Origin of the sequence: Polaribacter sp. ALD11 (assembly GCF_002831685.1) — a bacterium.
Classification (GTDB): domain Bacteria; phylum Bacteroidota; class Bacteroidia; order Flavobacteriales; family Flavobacteriaceae; genus Polaribacter.
The window spans coordinates 2,971,537-2,996,603 of record NZ_CP025119.1 but is presented as its reverse complement, the minus strand read 5'-3'; the positions used below and the strand labels follow the sequence as shown (position 1 = coordinate 2,996,603).

The window sequence follows — 25,067 nt, the reverse complement described above, 5'->3', positions numbered from 1 at the left end:
TTTTTCTATCAATATGTCATCAGGAAAGGTAATTTTTTCGCTGTTATCTGTCAAGTTAAAAACTTGTAGAATGTAGCACCTTTCTCAAAAAAATGAGAGGTTGCCAAGGCTTCAATGGGTCTAATCCCTCTGCCTTTCGTGATAACGTAATCAATAAGTTTATGAACTGAACTACAAATAAACGTATTATTTTTTTATTTGCAGAATTATTATATTAAAATTTTTAGACACAGATTTTACCGATTTACACAAATCTTACTATTAATAATGATTTAGTTATAATTCAATAATAAAAATCTTACAAATTTTCTAATTCGTTTTAATTTGTAAAACTAGTGCCTTTTTTTTATTCTTTCTCAAAAAGAGATGAAGATAAATATCTGTCTCCTCGATCGCAAATAATTGCAACAACAACACCTTTATCTAGCTTCTCTGCTACTTTTATAGCTGTTGCCACAGAACCTCCGCTGCTCATTCCCGCAAAAATGCCTTCTTCGGAAGCCAATCTTTGTGTCATTGCTTTTGATTCTTCTTCACTTACTTCGATTACTTGATCTACTTTTGAGCGGTTAAAAATTGCTGGTAAATATTCTTCTGGCCATTTTCTAATTCCTGGTATCTTAGCACCATCTGTAGGTTGCGCACCTACAATAGTAATGGCTGCATTTTGTTCTTTCAAAAAATCTGAAACCCCCATAATGGTTCCGGTTGTTCCCATTGCCGATACAAAATGAGTTACTTCTCCTTCTGTATCTCTCCAAATTTCTGGACCTGTAGTTTTGTAGTGTGCTTTAGAATTATCTGGATTATCAAACTGATTCAGTCTAAAATATCCTTTTTTATATTTTAATTTTAAAGCATAATCTCTAGAACCTTCAATTCCTAATTCTGACGACGTTAAAATAACTTTTGCGCCATAAGCACGCATAGTTTTCACTCTTTCTATGGTAGAATTTTCTGGCATTACTAACACCATATGTACACCTAAAACTTTCGCCATTAACGCTAAAGCAATACCTGTGTTTCCACTTGTTGCTTCAACTAAGGTATCTCCTTTTTTAATATTATTTCTTCTTAATGCTTCAGAAATCATATTGTAAGCAGCTCTATCTTTAACGCTTCCTCCAGGGTTATTTCCTTCTAACTTTAGTAATAAAGTAACTCCTTCTTTTTTAAAGATATGTTGTGCTTCCACCAAAGGTGTATTCCCTACAAAATCTATGATACTTTTTGTTTTCATCTCTAATTTCTTTGAAAAATTTTATTTTCTGACTGAACAGTAACTACCGAATTTGCTAATGTAGATTCTGTAATACAGACGTTTGCGCCAATAATAGAGTTTTCTCCAATAACAACATCTCCTCCTAAAATAGTAGCATTTGCATAAATAACAACATTACTTTCTATTGTTGGATGTCTTTTGGTGGATGCCAAACTCTTCTTCACTTGAATTCCGCCTAAAGTTACTCCTTGAAAAATAGTAACGTTATTTTTAATAATAGTAGTTTCTCCAATTACAATTCCTGTTGCATGATCTATAAAAAAAGAATCGCCAATTTCTGCTCCTGGATGAATATCTGTACCTGTTGTGCTATGTGCAAATTCACTCATCATTCTTGGTAAAACAGGAATTTCTTGTTTTAATAATTGATTGCTTAATCGATACACAGCAATGGCATAAAAACCAGGATATGCTAAATAAACCTCTTTTAAACTTTTTGCTGCAGGATCGCTATTTAAAGCAGCCAAAGCATCTAAGTCTAATTTTCTTCTTATTTCTGAAAAAGAACTTTCAAAATCTAACCAAAAACAATCTTCATTTTCAATTGATAATCGCTCTAAAATTCTAAAAAACTTATTTTTAGTAAGTTCGCCTTTTTCTTGCTGATACCTTTCATCAAACAAACAATTAATCAATTCTTTTGTAAAAACCTCTACAGCATCTCTTAAACACATGCTATAATTTTTAACTGTTTTTTTTGATGTTATTTCTTTCATATTTATGATTCTGGAGCCAATACTACTTCTAAACCATCAATTTCTGATGTCATTTGTATTTGACAACCCAATCTGCTATTATCTTCCACATGAAATGCTTCTGCTAACATCGCATCTTCATCATCTGACATTTCTGGCAATTCATGATCTGACTTCACATAACATTGGCAAGATGCGCACATTGCCATTCCGCCACAAATACCAATGGTTCCTTCTTCGGCTAATTCATAAGAACGAATAACTTCCATTAGATTCATTGCCATGTCTGTTGGTGCAACCACATCATGTGTTACGCCATTTCTATCTGTTATTTTTATGTTTATATCTAAACTCATTTTAATTTTTTATCAGAAGTCAAAAGTAAGAAATTTGATTGACTAGACCTCACATGTTTTAAAAACCCGTGAGGTCTCTTTCCTTATTGTATTGTCTATAAAATTACACAAACCTAACAATTATTAAACTACAAGATTTGAATAGTTTTTAGAAAACAATATCTACAACTTTTTGAAACTATGTGAGAAAATTACTGAATCGCTTTTACCACTGCTTTTGGCGCTTCTTTTCTTGTACCGTCAAAACCATCTACACCACCAACTGTTGTGTATTTCATTACATATTTTTTATCTGGAAAAATTCTTTTATAAGCACTCTGACACATTAAAGTTGCTTCGTGAAACCCACAAAGAATTAATTTTAATTTCCCTGGATACGTATTTACATCTCCAATTGCATATACTCCCGGAATGTTCGTTTGATAATCTAAGGCATTATTTACTTTAATAGCATTCTTCTCAATCTCTAATCCCCAGTTACCAATTGGCCCTAATTTTGGAGACAATCCAAATAACGGAATAAAATGATCTGCATCTACAATAAAAGCAGCCTCATCTTTCTTTTCTACGGCAACACCAGTAACCTTATCAGTTCCTAAAATTCCTTTTACTTCAGCAGGTGTAATTAATCTTATTTTTCCTAAGTTCTTTAATTCTTGTACTTTTTCGACAGAATCAAGCGCTCCTCTAAATTCGTTTCTTCTGTGAATTAAAGTTACTTCGGATGCTATATTAGACAAGAAAATTGCCCAATCTAAAGCAGAATCTCCACCACCAGAAATCACTACTTTTTTATCTCTGTAGATTTCGGGTTCTTTAATAATATACTCAACACCTTTATCTTCAAATTTGGCAATGTTTTCTATTAATGGTTTTCTTGGTTCAAAAGAACCTAAACCACCAGCAATTGCAACTATTTTAGCATGATGTTTTGTACCTTTATTTGTCCTTACAATAAAGGTGCCGTCTTCTTGTTTGTCTATAGTTTCTGCTCTTTCACCTAATGTAAAACCAGGTTTAAATTGCTTGGTTTGTTCTATCAATTTATCTGTTAAATCTCCTGCTAAAATTTCTGGATATGCAGGAATATCATAAATTGGTTTCTTAGGATAAATTTCTGAACACTGTCCACCTGGTTGTGGCAAAGCATCAATTAAATGACATTTTAACTTTAATAGACCTGCTTCAAAAACGGTAAATAAACCAGTGGGTCCTGCTCCAATAATTAATATATCTGTTGTAATCATTTTCTTTTGTTTTATCATACTTCAGATCTCACAGGTTTTTAAAACCTGTGAGGTCTTCTTGCTTTTATTTTTCAACCAAACTCTTCGTAAATTCGTTTAGCTTTTCTACTTTTTCTTCAAAGTTTCCTTTGATTGTTTTTCTGTATGCATTCAAGTTTTTAACCAAATCATCAATATTTTCTGGAAGTACATCTTCAAAAAATTGACGCAATCTTTTGGCTGTTGTTGGCGATTTACCGTTGGTAGAAATTGCTATTTTCACGTTTCCTTTGGTCACAATTCCGCCCATATAAAAATCGCAGTATGGCGGATTATCAGCAACATTTACCAAAATATTTTTTTCTTTACAGTCTTTGTAAACTTTAATATTTACTGCAACATTATCTGTGGTTGCAATTACAATATTTTTGTTTGATAAGTATACTTTTTGATACTCATCAACAAGCATTTGTATACCAAACTTATTTGCCAACTCTTGCGTTTCTTCTCTAAAAAAAGGGGAAACCATGGTGACTTTTGAATTCGGACTCGATTTTAACAAAAATGATAGTTTTTCTAATGCTACAAAACCTCCACCAACAATTAGTGTTTCTAGTTGTTGGGTTTTTAAAAATATGGGATATAATTCGTTCTGTTCCATAATTTTATGCAATTAATTCTTTGGAATATTCTTGTTGAACATTCGCCAAAATTGCTTTATGTTTTACAACTTCGCCCAAAATAATAATCGCAGGATTGCTCAATTCATTTTCTTTTACAATTGCTAGAATTGTATCAACGGTTCCAATTCCTACTTTTTCGTTACTTCTTGTCCCGTTTTGAATGATTGCAACTGGCAATTCATTTTTATTTTCTTGTTGAAACAACTTTACAATTTCCGTTAACTTTCCCATTCCCATTAAAACCACAACAGTTGCATTCGATTTTGCTGCCAATGCAACATCATCTGATAATTTATGTTCTTTTGTAGTTCCGGTAATTACCCAAAAACTTTCTGCGCTTCCTCGTTTTGTAACAGGAATATTTTGATATGCTGGAACCGCCAAGGAAGACGAAATACCAGGAACCATCGCTGTTTCTATTCCAAAACCAGCTGCATATTCCATTTCTTCTGCTCCACGTCCAAAAATAAATGGATCGCCACCTTTTAAGCGAACTACGTGACCGTGAGTTTTTGCTCTTTCAACAATCAAATCATTAATTTGTTCTTGTTGATATCTGTAACATCCTCTACGTTTTCCTACAAAAATCAACTCTGCTTCTGGATTGATAAAATCTAACAATTCTTCGTTTACCAAAGCATCATATAAAACAACATCCGCAGTTTTTAAAACTTTTATCGCTTTTAAGGTGATTAAATCTACATCTCCTGGTCCTGCGCCAACCACTGTTAATTTTGGATTTTTATACATGACTAACTTCTTGTTTTCTAAAAGCATCAATCTTTTTATAGAATGATCTTGCATCATTTAAATAACTTTTTGCAAATGCTTTTGTTGGTTTTTCATTTTTAATTTGATAGACTAGATCTTCAAAAGAACCCTCAATTTCAATTTTGCTTGTTGCTACAAAGTGCTCTTGAAAATCACTAATAATTACCGCTTGTGTATTCGTTTTAATATCTTCTGCAATTAATAATGCTTTTGCTGTATTTACGATAGCTGTATAAGAATGATAAATACTATCTGAATATTGATTCTCTTTAAACGCTTCTTCAGCATTTGTAATTTTTTCTTCACTTTCAAATAAAAGTGTTGCAATTAAATCGATCACAACTCCTGCGCATTCTCCTACTCCAATTGCTTTTACATACTTTTCAGAATGCCCCCAGTCAACAAAATCACTTGGTTCTAAATTACTTGTATCAGACAATCCTTTTAATAAATCGTAGAAATAAATTTTCCCTTGTCTATCGTAATATTCTAAAAAAGTTTCGTTTTCTTGTTGATTTTCTTCAATATCATCTAATAAAATACGCAAAGATTCTGGACCTCTTTTACTTGGTATTTTTACTAATTTATCTGAAAAACGACCATTTCCATCACCTAAAATTCCTCCGCCAATTAAAACTTGTAATGCTGGTGCTTGTAAATCACCTACTTTTAGAGACATCCCTTGAAAACCTATATGCGCCATATTATGTTGCCCACAAGCATTCATACAACCACTGATTTTTATAGCAATTTCTTTGTTATTTAAGTAGTTCGGATATTCTTCTTCTAACACTTTTTCTAACACTACTGCAATTCCTGTACTGCTAGAAATTCCTAAATTACAGGTATCTGTTCCAGGGCAAGCTGTAATATCTGCTGTAGAATTATAACCTGCGCTTGCAAAGCCTAACTTTTGTAATTCAACATAAAAGAAAGGCAACAACTCTTCTCTTATATGACGAATTAATATATTCTGACGCAACGTTAATCTGATTTCATTGGCTGCATACTTCTTTACCAAATCTGCTAACAAACGTGCTTTTGGTGTGTAAAAATCTCCTAAATGAACTTTTATTCCGATTGCAAATAAACCTTCTTGTTTTTGTTTGATAACATTCGTTTCTTTCCACTTATTGTAGGTCGTTTCATTTTCTATTTTTACTGAAGGAATTGCTTGCTCTTCGAAAGAAATTGGTTGCTCAAAAGCCGCTGTATCAATTTGAAATGTTTTGTTTTCTAACGCATTCACTTCATCTGAAACTAATTCTAAAAAAGCTTCAACACCTATTTCTTTTACTAAAAATTTTAATCTTGCTTTTGCTCTTTTTGCACGTTCACCAAAACGATCAAAAATTCTTAAAACTCCTTCAATTGTTGGTATTAATACATCTTCTTCTAGAAAATCATAAATAACATCTGCATGTCTTGGTTGTGATCCTAAACCACCACCTAATAAAACTTTGAATCCTTTTTTTGCAACTCCGTTTTCAACTTTTATTTTCGCAATAAAACCTAAATCGTGAATAAAACTAATAGCAGTATCGTCATCTGTTCCAGAAAAAGACATCTTAAACTTACGTCCCATTTCTTGACAAATTGGATTTCTTAAAAAGAATTGAAACGTAGCATCTGCATACGGAGACACATCAAAAGGCTCATCTACATCGATTCCTGCAGTTTCTGAAGCTGTAATATTTCTTACTGCATTTCCACAAGCTTCACGTAAGGTAATATCATCTTTTTCTAATTGTGCCCACAATTCTGGCGTTCTATCTAAACTTACATGGTGTATTTGAATATCTTGTCTTGTGGTAATGTGTAATCTTCCTCTAGAATACTCATCAGAAACATCAGCAATTCTATGTAACTGCTCACTCGTAACCCTACCAAAAGGTAGTTTTATACGAATCATTTGAACACCAAACTGGCGTTGTCCGTAAATTCCTCTAGCCAAACGTAAACTTCTAAAACGTTCTTCGTCTATTTTTCCTTCTTTAAAAAGGTGTATTTTACGTTCTAATTCTAGAATGTCTTTTTCTACTATCGGATTCTCTATTTCGGTTCTAAAACTTTGCATTATTCTGTTTCTTATAAGCTTATAAAAGCGTTAATTTTTTAATTATGTAAAAACTTTTGTTTCGCTAAAAGCTCTTCTTCAGTTTCTATATGTGCATCATCTGGCACACAACAATCTACTGGACACACCGCTGCACATTGTGGTTCTTCATGAAAGCCAATACATTCTGTACATTTATCTGGAGCAATAAAATAATACTCATCAGACACAGCTTCTTGAGTTTCTTCTGCATTTACTGTTACTCCGTTTTTTAATTCTACATCTCCTATTAACGAAGTTCCTTCACCATATTTCCAATCTTCAGCCCCTTCATAAATAGCCGTATTTGGGCATTCTGGTTCACATGCACCACAATTGATGCATTCGTCTGTTATTATAATTGCCATACTTTTTTAAATTAGCGAATAAAACCAACACCAACGGTATTGTTTGTTTTCGGATTGATTAAAATAAATGAACCATTCGATTTATTTTCATTGTACGCATCTACCAATAAAGGTTTGCTTAATTTCAATTGAATATCTCCTATCTGATTCAATTCTAATTCAGACGGATTGTCAATTTTTCCTGAAAAATCTGTTTTTATAATACTCGATAATTGTGTAATTTTTGCCTGCGCATCATTTACACCGTGTTTGATATAGTATTTCTGACTAGCTTTTAAAGGCTCCTTGTCCATCCAACAAATGGTTGCATTTAGTTCTTTTGTAATTTTTGGTTCTTCGGAAACTTTTACCAGCATATCTCCTCTGCTCACATTTACATTGTCTTCTAATGTAATGGTAACCGAACTTCCGTTTTTTGCTTTCGCAAACTCTTTATCAAAAAAATGAATGCTTTTTATTGTTGATTTTGTTAAAGATGGTAAAACAGATACAGCATCTCCAACTTCAAAATCTCCTCCATAAATTTTACCAGCATACCCTCTAAAATCATGATATTCATCTGTTTTTGGTCTGATTACTGTTTGCACAGGAAACCGAACTTGAGACACTTCATTGATAGCCGCTGCATCTAATTTTTCTAAATGATGCAATAATGTTTCGCCTTTATACCAAGGTGTGTTTTCAGATTTTGTTACCACATTATCTCCTTGTAAAGCAGACATTGGAATAAATGTTAAATTCTGATTTTTATATTCGCTTTTACTTGCTAGGTATTCAATTTCTCCTTTAATACTATTGTATTTTTCTTCGGAAAAATCTACCAAATCCATTTTATTAATGGCAATTACAACATCTTTAATTCTTAATAAATTATTGATAAAAAAATGACGATACGTTTGTTCTACTACTCCGTTTCTAGCATCAATTAAAACGATAGAAGCTTGTGCTGTAGAAGCACCAGTTACCATATTTCTTGTATATTCGATATGACCTGGTGTATCTGCAATGATGAAACTCTTTTTTCTAGTTGAAAAATAAATATGAGCAACATCTATGGTAATACCTTGTTCACGTTCTGCTACCAAGCCATCTGTTGCCAAAGAAAAATCTAAATAATCGAATCCTCTTTGTTTACTTTTTTCTTCTATTGCTTCTAGCTTGTCTTCTGTTAATGATTTTGTATCATATAAAATACGACCAATTAAGGTACTTTTACCATCATCTACACTTCCTGCTGTTGCTATTTTTAATACGTTCATTTCTTTTATGCTTTGGCGTTTTTTTTAACTATTCGCCTAATTCGTATTCTTTTTATTAATATTTACAAGCTTTTTGAAACTTGCAAAATGCTTTTTAATAGTTGCGTTAGGGATTGAACGGTTTGTTTGAGCTCTTTTTTCTTTTTTCAGAAAAAAAGCGAGTAGTGAAAGCCCGTTAAAACGCCCAAATAATTTTAAAAATAACCTTGTTGTTTTCTTTTCTCCATTGCTGCTTCCGAACGTTTGTCATCTATTCTTGCGCCCCTTTCTGAAATTGAAGAATCTCTAATTTCTTCTACAACTTTTGCAATGTCTACGGCGTCAGATAAAACTGCTGCTGTACAACTCATATCGCCAACAGTTCTAAAACGAACCATTCTTTCTACAACCTCTTCTTCTTCATCTCTAAAAACAACGGCATCATCTGCAGACCAAATCATGCCATCTCTTACGAATGTTTTTCTTTTGTGAGCGAAATAAATTGAAGGAATTTCGATGTCTTCTGCTTTTATATAAGACCAAACGTCTAATTCTGTCCAATTTGAAATTGGAAAAACACGTACATTTTGCCCTAAAGCTATTTTTCCATTCAACATATCGAACACCTCTGGACGCTGATTTTTCTCATCCCATTGCCCAAAATCATCTCTCACAGAAAAAATACGTTCTTTTGCTCTTGCTTTTTCTTCATCTCTTCTCGCACCGCCAATACAGGCATCAAAACCAAATTCTTCAATAGCATCTAACAGCGTTTCTGTTTGTAACATATTTCTACTTGCATATCTACCTGTTTCTTCTTTTACACGACCACTATCAATATTGTCTTGTACATCTCTTACAATTAGATCTACGCCCAATTCTTTCACCAAACGGTCTCTAAATTCAATCGTTTCAGGAAAATTATGACCTGTATCTATATGCATTAGTGGAAAAGGAATTTTTGCAGGAAAAAATGCTTTTTGAGCTAAACGAACTAACGTAATACTGTCTTTTCCGCCTGAAAATAATAAAACAGGTTTCTCAAACTGTGCTACTACTTCTCTAAAAATATAAATTGCTTCACTTTCTAAAGCATCTACTTGTATTGTTCTTTGATTCATAATCATGTCTTTTAGATATGTAAACCACATTCTCTATTACTTTCTACTTTTGTAGGATCGAAATATGTAAACTCGTTTGGTAAATTATATTGTTCTAAATACGTGTCTAAATCTTCATCTGACCAATGATAAAACGGACTCACTTTTAAAATACCCTCTTTACTTTTAGAAACAATATCGATACTATCTCTAAACGCAGTTTGTCCTTTTCTTAAGTTCGTAAACCAAACATCTGGCTCATGTTCTTTCATTGCTCTGGTAAATGGTTCTAATTTTACTTGCTTTGTAAATAATTTATGTTTTTCGTCTTCCACAGAAGGAACTCCTAAAACTACATTTCTATGAGCAACTGTTTGTTTTGGTACATATAACTGAATGTTTAAATTCAATTTTTCTATAATTTCTTCTGCATGTTTGTAGGTTTGAACAGTGTTATAACCTGTGTCACACCAGATAACTTTAATATCTTTTTTTACTTCTGAAACTGCATTTAAAATAGCAACTTCATAAGGTCTAAAGTTTGTGGTAACAACTGCTTTGTCTGCGATAGAAATTGCCCAAGAAATTATTTCTGATGGACTTTTATCTTCTAACTGCTTGTTTATTTCTTCTAAATTCATATTCACTATTTTCCCCATTTTATTTTGTTCCATATTCTTTCATGAAAGAAATACAACACTAATTTTGTGATAAAGTCTATGGATGCAATGGATGTTGCCAACCCAATTTCACCTGTCAAAAGATAAGACACAATTAAAGTATCTAATGTTCCAATAAGCCTCCAGCTCAATGCTTTTATAACACTTCGTAAAGGCTTCTCTGAAGTTTTATCTTCTTCAAAGCTTTTACCTTGTGTTTTTTTACTAAAAATGACTTGATTTAAAATCATATTAATTAACTAATTCAAATACCCTACTTATTTAATAGGACAATGCAAACCTACATCAAATTTTAAAAAATAAAAACTAAATGACATTAATTTTCACACAAACCCTATAGATTTAATAGATTAATGAAAAACAAGGAAAAACATTACGAATATGAAACCTCTATAAGGTTATCGTTAAAGAAAAATAAGAAGTAAAAATTAGGTTTTTTGTATTCAATTTAGCGGTTACAAAGATCTGCTTAGCGGTTACAAAGATCTGCTAAAGAAGTATTTCTAAAAATTTCTAAGGTATTATCTCTCACTTTGGTCATTAAACTATGTACAGAGCAAGCATTTTCGTCTGGGCAATCATCACACTTTTCATAAAAATTTAAGCTTACACAAGGTACCATAGAAATCGGGCCTTCCAGAATTCTCATAACAGTAGTCATTGGTATTTCTGTTGGTTCTTTTAGCAAATAATAACCGCCACCTTTGCCTTTTTTGGAACCTAAAATTCCATTTTTACGAAGTGTTAATAAAATACTTTCTAAAAATTTTAAAGAAATGTTTTCACTTTTGGAAATTGTCGCAATTGCAACAGGAGACTTTCCTTCTTGTTTTGCAAGAAAAGTAAGTGCTTTAATTCCGTATTTTGTCTTTTTAGAAAGCATAAAACAAAATTACGGAATTTTAAATTAGTTTATCCGTTTAAAGCTTGTTCTAAATCTGTAATTATATCTGCAACATTTTCTAAACCGACAGAAACCCTCACCAAACCTTTAGTTATACCAACTTCTAATCTATCTTCTTCAGATAATCTTCCGTGAGTAGTGGATGATGGATGCGTAACTATGGTTCTCGTATCTCCTAAATTTGCAGATAAAGAACACATTTTTATACGGTCTAAAAATTTTCTACCAGCTTCAATACCTCCTTTAATTTCAAAAGCCACAACATTACCGCCCAAACCCATTTGTTTTTTAGCTATTTCATATTGTGGATGCGATTTTAAAAATGGATACTTTACCAACTCAACATTGTTTTGCGTTTCTAAAAACTCAGCGACTTTTAATGCATTTTCTGCATGTTTTTCTACTCTAATTGCCAATGTTTCTAGACTTTTTGATAGCACCCAAGCGTTAAAAGGAGACATTGCTGGCCCAGTATTTCTTGCGAATAAATAAATTTCTCGCATTAATTCTTTATTTCCAACAGTAACACCACCTAAAACACGCCCTTGTCCGTCAATTAATTTTGTTGCAGAATGAATTACCAAATCTGCCCCAAACTGAATAGGTTGTTGTACATACGGAGTCGCAAAACAATTATCAACAATAAAAATAAGGTTGTGCTTTTTTGCTATTTTACCAATTAATTCTAAATCTAAAATATCTACTGCAGGGTTTGTAGGTGTTTCTATATATAAAATCTTGGTATTTGGTTGTATTAAGCTTTCTACCATATCTACCTCATCTACTTTAAAATAAGAAGTTTCGATGTTCCATTTAGGTAAAAACTTAGTAAACATACTATGCGTAGAGCCAAAAACTGAACGACAAGAAACCACATGATCGCCAGCATTTAACAAAGCTGCAAATGTTGAAAAAATTGCAGACATACCTGTTGCAAAAGCATAACCCGCTTCTGCACCTTCCATCTGCACAATTTTATCTGTAAATTCTGTTGTATTAGGGTTTGTAAATCTACTATATAAATTACGATGTTTTTCTTCTGCAAAAGAAGCGCGCATTTCTTCTGCATCATCAAAAACAAAACTAGACGTTAAATATAACGGTGTAGAATGTTCTTTAAATTGAGATCTATCTGTTTGATTTCTTATAGCTTCTGTTTCGAAATATTTGCTCATATTGTGTTATTTAGAACCAAGAAGCAAGACCAAACTTTATCGTTCTTCTCTTAATTCTTGTTTCTTTCCTCTTGTTTCTTTATTCTTTTTTATAAATCGGTTTTATTGACTGAATTACTGCTTACTGAAAACTGCTACTCTTTGATAATGAACAAGTTCAGCATAACACTTCGTGTCAATTATTATGTTTAGCTAATCTTAAAATATCACCAAAAACACCTCTAGCTGTTACTTTAGAACCTGCGCCTGCACCTTGAATTACAATCGGTTGTTCGCCATAAGATTCTGTATAAATTTCAAAAATTGCATCTGAACCTTTTAAAGCCCCTAAAGGAGAATTTTTAGAAACGGAGACCAGTTTTACATCTAAATTACCAGTATCTTGAGATAAATCTCCACTTAATTCACCAATATAACGCAAAACGTGGTTCTCTTTTTGCCCTTCTTTTAATTGTTGATATTCGCCGTTCATCAACTCTAAATTAGACAGAAAATCATCCGCAGAACCTTCTCTTAAATTTTCTGGAATTAAATTCTGAATATTTACATCGACAAACTCGTTTTCTAATTCTAATTCTCTTGCTAAAATTAATAATTTTCTAGCAACATCATTTCCACCCAAATCTTCTCTTGCATCTGGTTCTGTGAATCCTTTCTCGATTGCTTCTTGTAAAACTTCTGAAAAAGTTACCTTTTCATTAGAAAAAGTATTGAATAAATAACTTAAACTTCCAGAGAAAACACCTCTTATTTTGGTAATATTCTCTCCAGATTCATGCAACAATCTTATGGTATCTATTAATGGTAAACCTGCACCAACATTTGTTTCATACAAATATTGTTTTTTGTATTCTTTTAACTTTACCCTTAATTCTTTGTAAAAAGAAAAAGACAATGTATTGGCAATTTTATTACAAGAAACCAAATCGAAACCAGCTGCTACCAACGGAATATAATTGGCTACAAAAGGCACACTTGCAGTATTATCTACCGCAATTAAATTCTCTAAATGATGTGTTTTTGTAAACGCTATAATATCTGCTATCGAAACATTTTCTTCCCCAATTTCTTCTAAATCTTGTTCCCAATTTGTTGAAACCCCATTATTGCTTAGCAAAGTTTTCTTAGAATTAGCTACAGAAAAAATATTCAATTGAATTTTTCTTCGCTCTAAAACAGAAGCTGCATTTTCTAAAATTTGATGAATTAAAGTTCCGCCAACCAAACCTTTACCAAAAACAGCAATATTAATTTTCTTTGCAATACCAAAAACTTGTCCGTGAATTACATTTACAGCTTTGTGAAGTTCATCTTTTTTTACCACCAAACTCACATTTTTACCTGTAATTGTATTGTTGAATAAAAGTGGCACAATTTGATTTTTAATTAAGGAATTATAAGCATGATGAAATTCACTTAAATCTTGACCTATAATGGAGATTACTGCAACATTATCTACAATAGAAATCTGATGTACATCTTGTGAATAAAAATCGCTTTCAAACTCTTTTTCTAATGCTAAAACTGCTTCCGAAGCACTACTTGAAGCTATTATTAAGCCAATTCCTCTTTCTGAAGAGCCCTGTGAAACAATACTTACACTTATATTCTTATCACTTAATACTCTAAAAATTCGTGCATCTACACCTACTTTACCTAACAAGCCTCTTCCTTCAAAATTTAATAAAGAAACATTGTTAATAGTAGAAATCGATTTAATTCCTTTTTCGGAAGATTCTGCAGTAATTAAGGTCCCTTTGTCTTCTTTATTAAAGGTGTTTAAAATTCGTAAATTAATATTCTTTTCCAATAACGGAATGATGGTTTTTGCATGTAAAATTGTGGCACCAAAATTTGCCAATTCATTTGCTTCAGAAAAAGAAAGTTGTTCTATTTTTTTTGCATCTGCTACCAAATCTGGGTTTGCAGTAAAAATTCCGCTAACGTGTGTGTAGTTTTGCAGCTCTTCTGCGTCTAAGTAATTTGCTAATAAAGCTGCAGTATAATTGCTTCCGTTTCTGCCCAAAGTAGTTGTTTGTCCTTTCTTATTAGAAGAAATAAAACCAGTAACAATATTTATTTTATCAGCATTCTTTTTAAAATAAGCAATTACATTTTCTGAAGAAACAGCATTAATGGGTTGCGCATTTCCGAAGTTTTCATCCGTAATTATTAACTGTCTTGCATCTGTAACATTTGCCTCAATTCCATTTTTTAACAATAAACTAGCTACTAACTTTACAGATAACAATTCTCCTTGTGCTAAAACCTCATCTTTAATTTTAATACTATAATCTCCTAATAAAGAAACCCCTTCAAAAATAGTTTCTAAAGTTGAAAATTCTTTAGAAAAATCTACTTCGAAGTTTGGTTCTTGTTGATACTCTTTAAAATTTTCAAAATCAGATTTATATTCCTCTTTAGCAGCCGCTTTATCTAAAATATCCTCTAAATCGTCCGTAGTATTTCCTCTTGCAGATGCTACAACCGTAATTTTATCTCCGTTATGATGTTTATTAAGGATAATTTCTATTGCATTTTCAATCCCTTTCCCGTTTGCTAAAGATTTTCCTCCGAATTTTAATACTCTCATTTTTTTAGTTCTATACTCTTTATTAAAAATAGGTGCTATAATTTTTTGAAGCTGCTCATATTCCATTAAAAATGCATCATGACCGTGCACAGAATTTATTTCGTTGTACGTAACATTTTCTTTAGTTAATGCTAATTTTTTATGCGTCTCCCTGTTTTCTTCCGCAGTAAAAAACAAATCTGAATCCACACCAATAATGTGAATATTCGCTTCAATTTGATCTAGAAGATCTATCCTTTTTTCTTCATTTTTAGTAACATCTATACTTTTAAGTAATTGATTCATCAATTTATAAGAAGATAATTGATAACGTTCTTGCAACTTTTCACCATGATGCAACAACCAACTCTCTACATTAAAAATAGTAGAATCTTCTTTTTTAGAGCGATGAAAACGTTCTTTAAAAGACGCTGGTGTTCTATAACATAACATTGCATGCATTCTTGCATCGTGTACAGGGTTGCTAGAATTCACTAAAAATTGTTCTTGAATTTGACAATTACCAATTAACCAATCGGTAGATTTCCAGTCTGTTGCAATCGGTAAAAAGTGTTTGGCTATTTTGTTATCTAAAACCATTATTTCCCAAGCAATTCCGCCACCTAAAGAACCTCCAATTAGAGCAAATAAATGGGTTATTTCTAACTGCTGCAATCCTTCTAGAAAAATTCTCGCAATGTCTCTTGCTATGAAATCTTTGTAATTTTCAATTAAAAACCCATCAAAACCATTTCCTGGAATGTTGAAAGATAAAATAGTGTAAACAGTTGTATCTATTGCTTTTCCCTCTCCAACAATATCTCTCCACCAACCATTTTTACCAGCAACATCACTATTACCGGTTAATGCATGATTGATTAATATAATAGGAGAATTCCCTAATGTTTGACCAAAAACTTGGTAACTTAAATTCAGTTCAGGAACAAAAGCACCCAATTCTGTCGTAAAGTTTTTAATTTTGATATGTTGTAATTGATTTTCCACGTTGATGTTTTTAGACCTCACCGGTTTTTGAAACTTGTGAGGTCTTTTAATAAGTATTTATATTTCTGAAAAAGCGGCTGTTAAATCTGCTTTTAAGTCTTCTAAATCTTCAATACCCACAGACAATCTAATTAAATCTTGAGAAACACCTGCATTTGCTTGTGCTTGCTCATCTAATTGTTGGTGCGTAGTACTTGCTGGATGAATAATTAGCGATTTTGTATCTCCAATATTTGCCAATAAAGAGAATAACTTGGTGTTATCTGCAATTTTTTTAGCAGCTTCAAAACCTTTTTTAGGCCCGAATGTTACAATACCACTTTGTCCTTTTGGTAAGTATTTATCTGCTAAAGCCTTGTATTTACTACTTTCTAAACCAGGATAGTTTACCCAAGCAACTTCATCTTGTTGTTCTAACCATTTTGCTAATGCTAGTGCATTTATAGAATGTTGTTTTATTCTAACAGGTAAAGTTTCTAAACCTTGAATAATGTTGAACGCATTTGTTGGACTTAAAGCACCTCCAAAATCACGTAATCCTTCTAAAATTAATTTAAAAGTATAAGATGCTGCGCCTAAAGTTTCATAATATTTTAAACCATGATAACCTGCAGAAGGCTCTGTAAATTCAGGAAATTTACCGTTTGCCCAATTAAAAGTTCCGGCATCTACAATTGCACCTCCTAGAGAAGTTCCTTGTCCGCCGATATATTTTGTAAGTGAGTGAATTACTATATCTGCACCGTATTTAATAGGATTTAATAAAACAGGTGTTGCTACTGTATTATCAACAATAAAAGGCACTTCTGCCTGTTTTGCGTGTACAGAAATTGCTTCTAAATCTAAAACATCTAATTTCGGGTTTCCTAAAGATTCTACAAAAAATGCTCTTGTATTTTCTTGAACCGCTTCTCCAAAATTATCAGGATTTGATGCATCTACAAATGTAGTTGTAATGCCTAATCTTGGTAACGTAACACTTAATAAATTGTAGGTACCACCATACAAACTGCTCGAAGCAACAATATGATCTCCTGCTTTTAAAAGCGTTAATAAACCTGTAGCAATTGCTGCAGTTCCAGAAGCGAAAACCACGGCTCCGATTCCGCCTTCTACAGCCGCCAATCGATCTTGTAAAATTTGATTTGTTGGGTTGTTTAACCTTGTGTAGATAAACCCTAATTCTTTTAATGAAAAAAGATTTGCTGCATGTTCTGAATTGTTAAAAACATACGATGTTGTTTGATAAATAGGAACTGCTCTTGTACCTCCATTTTTAGTTACGTCGTGTCCTGCGTGCAACGCGTTGGTTGCTAATTTTAATGTACTCATTTTTCTATTTTTTTTTGAGTTAATAAATAAAACAAAAAGTCAAAAACATCAACAATTTGATGGATTTACCTTACTAGAAAAATGTTATTAAGAATTATACAACTACACGAACGTGTAATTGCTTTTGGGTTATCTATCCAATTTCAGATAAATGAATCTGAAATTAAGTAGAATTTAGCACCTTCTTTTCCTCACGAAAAGGGTTGCTAAGGCTTCACAGGGTCTAATCCCTCCGCCTTTCTTGATAACATTTCAATAAGTTATTGAACTTTGTGAGTGCAAATATATGCTTGTAAAAATTTAATATCCAAATAAAAAGTAAACTATTTTTTATTTAATATCAATTTCGCATTTTAATCTACTTGGTATTATTTATTCTTTAAAAACATTAACTTTAGATCTTTAAGATTGATTTATTGATGATGCCATCACAAATAATTATCGCTAAAAAAGTAGGCATTGTAATTTTATAGTGTACTTTTGCAGTCTAATTGAGAGGAAAATTTGAACTGATTGCAACCTCTTTTGTTGAAATGTTTTAGAAACTAAAACAAGCTCTTCAGAATAAAATGCTAAAGCAGTAATTATCTACTTCTTTTAGCGACTACGCAATCAATTTTTATTTTTATTGCTTTCTGTTTATTCAGAAACCTCAATTTAAAGGAAACCTAACTATTTACATTTAGGAATCATTTATTAACACAAAAAGAAGAATATTATGTCATATTTATTTACCTCAGAAAGTGTTTCTGAAGGACACCCAGACAAAATTGCAGATCAAATTTCTGATGCTTTAATTGATAATTTTTTAGCATTCGATAAAAATAGTAGAGTTGCTTGCGAAACCCTTGTAACTACTGGACAAGTTATTTTAGCAGGTGAAGTTAAATCTAAAACGTATTTAGACGTTCAACAAATTGCTAGAGACGTAATTAACAAAATTGGATATACCAAAAGTGCGTATATGTTCGATGGAAATTCTTGTGGCGTTTTATCTGCAATTCACGAACAATCACCAGATATTAACCGAGGAGTTGATAGAGAAAACCCAGAAGAACAAGGAGCTGGAGACCAAGGAATGATGTTTGGTTATGCAACTGATGAAACAGAAAACTACATGCCTTTGGCTTTAGAATTGTCTCACAGATTGTTAATTGAATTAGCAAATTTAAGAAGAGAAAACAAGGAAATTGATTACCTAAGACCAGATGCAAAATCTCAGGTGACCATCGAGTATTCAGATGATAATGTACCACAAAGAATTGATGCGATTGTTATTTCTACACAACATGATGATTTTGACAAATCTGATGATGTAATGTTAGCTAGAATAAAAAAAGATATTGTAGAGATTTTAATTCCTAGAGTAGTTGCAAACTTACCTGCTCAAAATAAAAAATTATTTACAGACAATATTACATACCACATTAACCCAACTGGAGTTTTTGTAATTGGTGGACCTCATGGAGATACTGGTTTAACAGGTCGTAAAATTATTGTTGATACTTATGGAGGAAAAGGCGCCCATGGTGGTGGTGCTTTCTCTGGAAAAGACCCTTCTAAAGTAGATAGATCTGGCGCATATGCAACAAGACATATTGCTAAAAACTTAGTTGCTGCAGGACTTTGTAAGGAAGTTTTAGTACAAGTTTCTTATGCCATTGGTGTAGCGAAACCAACAAGTATTAATGTTGAAACTTACGGAACAGCAACGGTAGATTTAACAGATGGAGAAATCAGTAAAAAAGTAGAAGCTATTTTTGATATGCGTCCTTATTTTATTGAGCAACGTTTAAAATTAAGAACGCCAATTTATTCTGAAACTGCGGCTTATGGTCACATGGGGAGAACACCAGAAATAAAAACAGTTACCTTTTCTAACCCTATGGGAGAAACAGTTTCTGAAGAAGTAGAAACATTTACTTGGGAAAAATTAGACTATGTAGCTACTGTTAAAGAAGCTTTTGGTTTGTAGTAAATAGTATTGTTTAGAGTACTAACGTCAAATGTTTTATAAAAAAGGTGTCAAATTTAACTTGATACCTTTTTTGTTGTTTTTAAATTAGAGAATGTTTTATTCTTTACAATAATGTGCTGTAAAACGACATTGCGTTTTTAACATATAAAGCCACTTCTCTTTAACATTTATTTAAGAAATTGTAAATTATTGTTTGTGTAATTTCGAAAACTATAATTTAATCAAATTTATCATGACAAAAAAAATACTTACAAGGTTACTACTAGTTGCTTTTGTATTAGGTTTTTCTACTGAATCTTCTGCTCAATTTTGGAAGAAAAAGAAAAAAGAAACCCCAAAAACGGCTTCAAAACCAAAATCTAAAAAAGACGGAATTCAACCGTATAGTAAAGTAGTAACAAAAGACCACACAACAGACGAAGGTTTGTTTAAGGTTCACACAAAAGACGATTCGTACTTATTTGAAATACCAGACTCTTTATTACAAAGAGAAATGTTAATGGTAACAAGAATTGCAAAAACTGCTAGCGGAATTGGCTTTGGTGGAGCGAAAGCAAACACGCAAGTATTGCGTTGGGAGAAAAAAAATAAACAAATTTTATTAAGAATTGTTTCTCATAACGTTGTTGCAGATACTGTTTTACCAGTGCATGAAGCTGTTGTAAACTCAAACTTAGAGCCTATATTATTTGCTTTTCCTATAAAAGCATTTAGTAAAGATTCTACTGCAACGGTAATTGATGCCACTTCTCTATTCTCTACAGATGTAAAACCTTTAGGTTTTCCTGGTTATTACAGAAAGATGTATCAAGCTACAAGAATGGATAAAACGCGTTCTTATGTAGATAGAGTAAGTAGTTACCCAGAGAATATAGAAGTAAGACATGTAAAAACATATTTAGCGAATAAAGCACCATCTAACAGTGCTGTTGGTTCTATTACTTTAGAAATGAGTAATTCTATGGTTTTATTACCTAAAGTACCTATGAAACGTAGATATTTTGATGAACGTGTTGGTTGGTTTGCTCGCGGGCAAACAGATTACGGTTTAACTGATCAAAAAAGTAAAACTGTAGCTTATTTAGATAGATACCGTCTAGAAGTTAAAGATGCAGATATCGAAAAGTTTAAAAGAGGTGAATTAGTTGAGCCTAAAAAACAAATTGTTTATTATGTAGATAGAGCTACACCTAAAGAATGGGTTCCTTTTATTATACAAGGCGTTAATGATTGGCAAGTGGCTTTTGAAGCTGCTGGTTTTAAAAATGCTATTGTTGGTAAAATGGCACCTACGGAAGCAGAAGACCCAGAATATAGCCCAGAAGATGTGCGTTATTCTGTGATTAGATATTTAGCTTCTCCTATTCCGAATGCTAACGGACCTCACGTAAGTGATCCACGTTCTGGTGAAATTTTAGAGTCTGATATTAACTGGTATCATAATGTAATGACTTTATTACATAACTGGTTTTTTATTCAAACGGCTGCCATCAACCCAGATGCGAGAGGTAATAATTTTAAGACGGAAACAATGGGACGTTTGATTCGTTTTGTTTCTTCTCATGAATTAGGACATACTTTAGGCTTACCACATAATATGGGAAGTTCTGCTGCTTATGCTGTAGATTCTTTACGTTCTGCTAGTTTTACTTCAAAATACGGAACAGCACCTTCTATTATGGATTATGCTCGTTTTAACTACGTGGCGCAACCAGAAGATAAAGGGGTTGCTTTAATGCCAAATATTGGTACTTATGACAAATACTCTATTAGCTGGGGTTATCGCCCTATTTTAGATAAAACGGCTGAAGAAGAAAAACCTGTTTTAGATTCTTGGATTTTAAAACATGCAGGAGATCCTAATTATCGTTTTGGTCGTCAACAATCTGGTGTTGTAGACCCTAGTTCACAAACAGAAGATTTAGGTGATGATGCTGTAAAAGCTAGCGAATACGGAATTAAAAACTTGAAGAGAATTTTACCTAGATTAGAAGAATGGACGTCTGAAAAAGGTGAAAACTATGATGATATGGCTACAATGTACGGTCAATTAGTTGGTCAGTTTGCAAGATACATGGGGCACGTTTCTTCTAACATTGGTGGTGTTTATGAAAACTACAAAACAACAGACCAAGAAGGTGCAGTTTACACTTACGTAGACAAAAAGCGCCAGAAAGAATCTTTAGATTTTGTAGTGAAGCAATTATTTGAAACACCTACTTGGATGTTAGATAAAGATCTATTCTCTAAAGTACAGTCTAGTGGTGCTTTAGAAAATATTAGATCTCTACAGGTAAGAACTTTAAATGGCGTTTTAAGTACTAGTAGAATGGCTCGTATGATTGAAAACGAAACATTAAACGGTACGAAAGCTTATAACTTAGTTTCTATGTTTTCTGATTTAAGAAAGGGTGTTTGGTCTGAGTTATACAATGGCAGAAGTATTGATACTTATAGAAGAAATTTACAGAAAGCTCATATAGAGCGTTTAGATTTCCTATTAAATAGTGCTGAAGACCAAAAAGGACGTTATGGTTCTGCTTCTGTAAATATTGGTCAGTCTGATATTAAATCTTTTGCAAGAGGAGAGTTAACAAGATTAAAGAGAGACGTTAAAAATGCATCAGCAAAGGCTTCTAACACAACTTCTCGTTATCACTTACAGGATGTTTTAGCAAGAATTGATGTTGCTTTAGATCCTAAATAATATTCTTAGTACACTATTATTAAATACAAAAAACCTCATCTTAATTGATGAGGTTTTTTTTGGTTTTAAATTACAATGAAAAATGATAATGCAATCTGTTCTACCTAAAAATAAAAAATAATTTAAGTAATTGAATCATCAAAAAAAAACTAAATTTGTAGGGTCTTATAAAAACAATAAGAATTTAAAAGTGAAACAATTTCATCATCCCTTTAAAATTTTATTATTTGTAGTAATTTATTGCTTTGGCATTTTTTCTTCTGTAAAAACGCTACCTACTGCAATTGCACAAACTACTGCGAAAAACAAGCAGCAGAAAGAATATACTACAACTGTATCTAAGGTTCTTTATACTCACATTCAGGAATCGGAGAACTTACTTTCTGAGTTTACATCATTTGAAACATCCAATTTTAATACATTCAGTAATAATTTTGAGCCTTTTTTATTCTCAAATGAATTCCTTTTTAGGACAAAGTTTAAACAGTATCAGAACTATTTTAGAAACTTACTGATACGAAATAGAAAATCTGATCTTATTTTCCCTTTTCATAATTTTTGGTAATACTTCTTGTTAAAAACTACACCTTTTTAAGTAGTTAAAATCAATCTTTTTTTACTGCGTTGTGTCTTTTCACTTCGCATATAAACTTCAGTATTAAAATTTAAAAAATTATAAAAAATGGATTTAGCAACAGCTTTAATTGGGCTTACTTGTATTCTTTTATGCACATTGCCTTTTGTATTAACAAGTCAAAATAAAAGAAAAAACGAAAAAAAATTATTACTATCTTTAAAAAGCTTAGCTGAACAGCAGCATGGTAAAATAACCCAACACGAAGTTTCTAGCAAATACGCTATTGGTATAGATGAAACTAAAAACTTTGTTTTCTTTCAATTAAAAGATGATGACGAATTGAAGCCAGAATTTATTGACCTTTCTACGGTGAAGAATTGTAAAATAGTAAACATTGGTATCTCTAATACCACTGCAGAAAGAGAAGTTGAACAATTAAATTTAGAATTTATACCTATTGATAAAAATAAAATCAATACAATCTTAAAATTTTATGATGCTACAATAAGTTTTCAGCTTAGTGGTGAATTTGAATCCATCGAAAAATGGAATGAATTGATCAATCATAACCTCAATAGTAAATAACACTTTATACATGCCTAGCAATTCGCTAGGCATTTTTTTTGTCCTGATTTTCAGCATACTTAAAGTAATTCTAAAATAAAATCGACTTTCTTTGTTATGAATACCTGTAATTTATCGTTATATACATAACATGAATAAGATCGATTTTAAGCTTAAAGTATTTTCATTGTCCGAACGCTTGTTTCCTTTGGTTGTGCGTATGCTTGGAAACAATGCAAATGCAGAAGATGCTATTCAAGAAATAATGATGAAACTATGGGTTAAACGCAAGAAAATTGCGAAGCATCCTAATATTACAGGTTTTGTTTTCTTAACAGCTAGAAATCATTGCATTGATTTATTAAGGAAAAAAAAGTTGGTATTAGATGATTCTACGATTCCTCTTAAAATTTTAGCCTCTAAAAATGAGCATATAGAACTTGAGTGGAAAGAACTAAATAGTATTATTGAAGAAGTACTTAAAAAGTTACCCCAACAGCAGAAAGAAGTTTTTATAATGAGAGATATTGACGGTTATGAGTTTACCGAAATAGCTTCTGCACTGCAACTTAAAGTAGAGAATATAAGAGTTTTATTATCACGTGCAAGAAAGCAAGTACGTACCGAATTAGAAAAAACATATAGCTATGAAAAAGGAACTTATTAAAACCTTGATAGAAAAGTATGAAGCAGGAACAAGTACTTTAGAAGAGGAACAATTTTTATTTGAGAATGCAGACAACTCAGAGGCTACATTGCAAACTTGGGCAGCTTTTGTGACACGTAATAAAATAGCCGTTCCAGATAATTTGAACACTACATTATGGGATTCTTTTCAAAAGAAAAAGAATAAAACCCGAAGAATTCAAATAGGAATAATATCTGCTGCCGCATCGGTATTACTGCTAATTTCACTTTTTATATATACACCAGATCAAAAAAAACTCAGTTATCATGAGAAAGAGATCTTATTGAATAAAGCTTTAAACATGATTGCAGACACAACGCCAATACAATCGAAACAGCGTATTCTTTATGAAGATGATTTGATCACTATTTATTCAAGCAACGATTAACTTACTCCATCAAACATTAAAACTATAATCAATTAAATATTTAAAATTATGAAAAACGTATTCCTTACTACATTTTTATTATTATCAATTTCACTAACGCAAGCACAACAAAATAATAAGAAAAATGGTAAAAATCAGAAACAAGAAAAAATTGTTATAAAAGTAAAAGAGAATGGTAAACCCGATGTTTATGTTGATGGGAAGAAATTCGATTTTCCAATAGAAATTATAGATCAAAGTAAAATTGAATCTGTATCTGTACTTAAAGATAAACTTGCAATAAAAGAATACAATGCTCCGAATGGTGTCATCTTAATTAAAACGAAGAAGAAAAAAGAGCCGGCTACTTCTAAGATTAGCGGAATTAAGGAGAATCCCATGATTATTATCGATGGAAAAGTGTCTGACAAAAAGGTTTTAGAAAAACTATCTCCACGTTATATCGAAAGTATCAATATTATTAAAGATAAGCAAGCAATGATAAAGTACAACGCAACTAACGGCGTCATCATTGTAACTACTAAAAAGAAGAGTTAATCTAATTTTACGGATAATAAAGTGTTGTACAACTGTAATTTTTAATATGAATTACAGTTGTACTATTAGAATATAAACTGCACGCTATTTAGATTTATTTGCATCAGCATATGTATCAAATGCTTTAAAAAGTATCCTATCTTTGC

At 31.9% G+C, this 25,067-nt stretch carries 22 protein-coding genes and 2 riboswitches; of the genes, 6 read left to right on the top strand and 16 right to left on the bottom strand.

Annotated elements, in window-relative coordinates; translation table 11 throughout:
* Positions 1-40: 40 nt before the first annotated feature.
* Positions 41-148, bottom strand: a riboswitch (SAM riboswitch).
* 198 nt (positions 149-346) lie between these two features.
* The 16 genes from cysM to CW731_RS13055 form a co-directional block, all read right to left on the bottom strand.
* On the bottom strand, positions 347-1,240 hold the full coding sequence (gene cysM, locus CW731_RS13130) for a cysteine synthase CysM (RefSeq protein ID WP_100947153.1): 894 nt from the start codon (positions 1,238-1,240) through the stop codon (positions 347-349).
* A 2-nt stretch (positions 1,241-1,242) separates the two neighbouring features.
* Complete coding sequence (gene epsC / locus CW731_RS13125) at positions 1,243-1,998, bottom strand: serine O-acetyltransferase EpsC (protein ID WP_100947152.1); 756 nt, start codon at positions 1,996-1,998, stop codon at positions 1,243-1,245.
* Positions 1,999-2,000: 2 nt separating this feature from the next.
* Entirely contained in the window at positions 2,001-2,333 is a 333-nt protein-coding gene (locus tag CW731_RS13120) for a 2Fe-2S iron-sulfur cluster-binding protein (protein WP_100947151.1), read from the bottom strand.
* 191 nt (positions 2,334-2,524) lie between these two features.
* On the bottom strand, positions 2,525-3,580 hold the full coding sequence (locus CW731_RS13115; protein WP_100947714.1) for an NAD(P)/FAD-dependent oxidoreductase: 1,056 nt from the start codon (positions 3,578-3,580) through the stop codon (positions 2,525-2,527).
* A gap of 64 nt (positions 3,581-3,644) precedes the next feature.
* On the bottom strand, positions 3,645-4,220 hold the full coding sequence (locus CW731_RS13110; RefSeq protein ID WP_100947150.1) for a bifunctional precorrin-2 dehydrogenase/sirohydrochlorin ferrochelatase: 576 nt from the start codon (positions 4,218-4,220) through the stop codon (positions 3,645-3,647).
* A gap of 4 nt (positions 4,221-4,224) precedes the next feature.
* A complete protein-coding gene (gene cobA, locus CW731_RS13105; protein WP_198519891.1) occupies positions 4,225-4,992 on the bottom strand; it encodes a uroporphyrinogen-III C-methyltransferase in 768 nt (255 codons plus the stop codon).
* The gene (locus CW731_RS13100; RefSeq protein WP_100947149.1) at positions 4,985-7,090 is read right to left on the bottom strand and encodes a HEPN domain-containing protein; all 2,106 of its coding nucleotides are present in this window, start codon (positions 7,088-7,090) and stop codon (positions 4,985-4,987) included. The genes cobA and CW731_RS13100 overlap by 8 nt, the downstream gene beginning before the upstream one ends.
* A 38-nt stretch (positions 7,091-7,128) precedes the next feature.
* The gene (locus CW731_RS13095; protein WP_100947148.1) at positions 7,129-7,476 is read right to left on the bottom strand and encodes a 4Fe-4S dicluster domain-containing protein; all 348 of its coding nucleotides are present in this window, start codon (positions 7,474-7,476) and stop codon (positions 7,129-7,131) included.
* A gap of 11 nt (positions 7,477-7,487) precedes the next feature.
* Positions 7,488-8,735 (bottom strand): sulfate adenylyltransferase subunit 1, encoded by a 1,248-nt coding sequence (locus CW731_RS13090; RefSeq protein WP_100947147.1) that lies wholly within the window; start codon positions 8,733-8,735, stop codon positions 7,488-7,490.
* Between the two features lie 194 nt (positions 8,736-8,929).
* The gene (cysD, locus tag CW731_RS13085; protein WP_198519820.1) at positions 8,930-9,835 is read right to left on the bottom strand and encodes a sulfate adenylyltransferase subunit CysD; all 906 of its coding nucleotides are present in this window, start codon (positions 9,833-9,835) and stop codon (positions 8,930-8,932) included.
* A gap of 11 nt (positions 9,836-9,846) precedes the next feature.
* Entirely contained in the window at positions 9,847-10,455 is a 609-nt protein-coding gene (locus CW731_RS13080) for a phosphoadenosine phosphosulfate reductase family protein (protein WP_100947712.1), read from the bottom strand.
* Between the two features lie 5 nt (positions 10,456-10,460).
* A complete protein-coding gene (locus CW731_RS13075) occupies positions 10,461-10,724 on the bottom strand; it encodes a DUF2061 domain-containing protein (protein ID WP_100947145.1) in 264 nt (87 codons plus the stop codon).
* A 239-nt stretch (positions 10,725-10,963) separates the two neighbouring features.
* Entirely contained in the window at positions 10,964-11,377 is a 414-nt protein-coding gene (locus tag CW731_RS13070; protein WP_100947144.1) for an Rrf2 family transcriptional regulator, read from the bottom strand.
* Between the two features lie 29 nt (positions 11,378-11,406).
* The gene (locus CW731_RS13065; RefSeq protein WP_100947143.1) at positions 11,407-12,573 is read right to left on the bottom strand and encodes an O-succinylhomoserine sulfhydrylase; all 1,167 of its coding nucleotides are present in this window, start codon (positions 12,571-12,573) and stop codon (positions 11,407-11,409) included.
* A gap of 175 nt (positions 12,574-12,748) precedes the next feature.
* Positions 12,749-16,150: a bifunctional aspartate kinase/homoserine dehydrogenase I gene (gene thrA / locus CW731_RS13060; protein ID WP_100947142.1), complete on the bottom strand. Its 3,402-nt coding sequence runs from the start codon at positions 16,148-16,150 to the stop codon at positions 12,749-12,751.
* 57 nt (positions 16,151-16,207) lie between these two features.
* Entirely contained in the window at positions 16,208-17,482 is a 1,275-nt protein-coding gene (locus tag CW731_RS13055) for an O-acetylhomoserine aminocarboxypropyltransferase/cysteine synthase family protein (protein WP_100947141.1), read from the bottom strand.
* A gap of 126 nt (positions 17,483-17,608) precedes the next feature.
* A riboswitch (SAM riboswitch) is annotated at positions 17,609-17,733 on the bottom strand.
* A 467-nt stretch (positions 17,734-18,200) separates the two neighbouring features.
* Here CW731_RS13055 and metK point away from each other — a divergent pair.
* The 6 genes from metK (at position 18,201) to CW731_RS13020 (ending at position 24,921) form a co-directional block, all read left to right on the top strand.
* Positions 18,201-19,457 (top strand): methionine adenosyltransferase, encoded by a 1,257-nt coding sequence (gene metK / locus CW731_RS13050; RefSeq protein WP_100947140.1) that lies wholly within the window; start codon positions 18,201-18,203, stop codon positions 19,455-19,457.
* A gap of 235 nt (positions 19,458-19,692) precedes the next feature.
* The gene (locus CW731_RS13045; protein WP_100947139.1) at positions 19,693-22,167 is read left to right on the top strand and encodes a zinc-dependent metalloprotease; all 2,475 of its coding nucleotides are present in this window, start codon (positions 19,693-19,695) and stop codon (positions 22,165-22,167) included.
* Positions 22,168-22,849: 682 nt separating this feature from the next.
* Positions 22,850-23,329 (top strand): hypothetical protein, encoded by a 480-nt coding sequence (locus tag CW731_RS13035; protein ID WP_100947137.1) that lies wholly within the window; start codon positions 22,850-22,852, stop codon positions 23,327-23,329.
* Positions 23,330-23,459: 130 nt separating this feature from the next.
* A complete protein-coding gene (locus CW731_RS13030) occupies positions 23,460-23,975 on the top strand; it encodes an RNA polymerase sigma factor (RefSeq protein ID WP_100947136.1) in 516 nt (171 codons plus the stop codon).
* The gene (locus tag CW731_RS13025; RefSeq protein ID WP_100947135.1) at positions 23,956-24,384 is read left to right on the top strand and encodes a hypothetical protein; all 429 of its coding nucleotides are present in this window, start codon (positions 23,956-23,958) and stop codon (positions 24,382-24,384) included. Before CW731_RS13030 ends, CW731_RS13025 begins: the two co-directional genes overlap by 20 nt.
* Before the next feature lie 48 nt (positions 24,385-24,432).
* Positions 24,433-24,921 (top strand): hypothetical protein, encoded by a 489-nt coding sequence (locus CW731_RS13020; RefSeq protein ID WP_100947134.1) that lies wholly within the window; start codon positions 24,433-24,435, stop codon positions 24,919-24,921.
* The last annotated feature ends 146 nt before the right edge of the window (positions 24,922-25,067 follow it).

Bases quoted from the DNA above. Each gene is read 5' to 3' on its own strand.
- cysM (WP_100947153.1), bottom strand. From the start codon at position 1,240: ATGAAAACAAAAAGTATCATAGATTTTGTAGGGAATACACCTTTGGTG.
- epsC (WP_100947152.1), bottom strand. From the start codon at position 1,998: ATGAAAGAAATAACATCAAAAAAAACAGTTAAAAATTATAGCATGTGT.
- CW731_RS13120 (WP_100947151.1), bottom strand. From the start codon at position 2,333: ATGAGTTTAGATATAAACATAAAAATAACAGATAGAAATGGCGTAACA.
- CW731_RS13115 (WP_100947714.1), bottom strand. From the start codon at position 3,580: ATGATTACAACAGATATATTAATTATTGGAGCAGGACCCACTGGTTTA.
- CW731_RS13110 (WP_100947150.1), bottom strand. From the start codon at position 4,220: ATGGAACAGAACGAATTATATCCCATATTTTTAAAAACCCAACAACTA.
- cobA (WP_198519891.1), bottom strand. From the start codon at position 4,992: ATGTATAAAAATCCAAAATTAACAGTGGTTGGCGCAGGACCAGGAGAT.
- CW731_RS13100 (WP_100947149.1), bottom strand. From the start codon at position 7,090: ATGCAAAGTTTTAGAACCGAAATAGAGAATCCGATAGTAGAAAAAGAC.
- CW731_RS13095 (WP_100947148.1), bottom strand. From the start codon at position 7,476: ATGGCAATTATAATAACAGACGAATGCATCAATTGTGGTGCATGTGAA.
- CW731_RS13090 (WP_100947147.1), bottom strand. From the start codon at position 8,735: ATGAACGTATTAAAAATAGCAACAGCAGGAAGTGTAGATGATGGTAAA.
- cysD (WP_198519820.1), bottom strand. From the start codon at position 9,835: ATGAATCAAAGAACAATACAAGTAGATGCTTTAGAAAGTGAAGCAATT.
- CW731_RS13080 (WP_100947712.1), bottom strand. From the start codon at position 10,455: ATGAATTTAGAAGAAATAAACAAGCAGTTAGAAGATAAAAGTCCATCA.
- CW731_RS13075 (WP_100947145.1), bottom strand. From the start codon at position 10,724: ATGATTTTAAATCAAGTCATTTTTAGTAAAAAAACACAAGGTAAAAGC.
- CW731_RS13070 (WP_100947144.1), bottom strand. From the start codon at position 11,377: ATGCTTTCTAAAAAGACAAAATACGGAATTAAAGCACTTACTTTTCTT.
- CW731_RS13065 (WP_100947143.1), bottom strand. From the start codon at position 12,573: ATGAGCAAATATTTCGAAACAGAAGCTATAAGAAATCAAACAGATAGA.
- CW731_RS13055 (WP_100947141.1), bottom strand. From the start codon at position 17,482: ATGAGTACATTAAAATTAGCAACCAACGCGTTGCACGCAGGACACGAC.
- metK (WP_100947140.1), top strand. From the start codon at position 18,201: ATGTCATATTTATTTACCTCAGAAAGTGTTTCTGAAGGACACCCAGAC.
- CW731_RS13045 (WP_100947139.1), top strand. From the start codon at position 19,693: ATGACAAAAAAAATACTTACAAGGTTACTACTAGTTGCTTTTGTATTA.
- CW731_RS13035 (WP_100947137.1), top strand. From the start codon at position 22,850: ATGGATTTAGCAACAGCTTTAATTGGGCTTACTTGTATTCTTTTATGC.
- CW731_RS13030 (WP_100947136.1), top strand. From the start codon at position 23,460: ATGAATAAGATCGATTTTAAGCTTAAAGTATTTTCATTGTCCGAACGC.
- CW731_RS13025 (WP_100947135.1), top strand. From the start codon at position 23,956: ATGAAAAAGGAACTTATTAAAACCTTGATAGAAAAGTATGAAGCAGGA.
- CW731_RS13020 (WP_100947134.1), top strand. From the start codon at position 24,433: ATGAAAAACGTATTCCTTACTACATTTTTATTATTATCAATTTCACTA.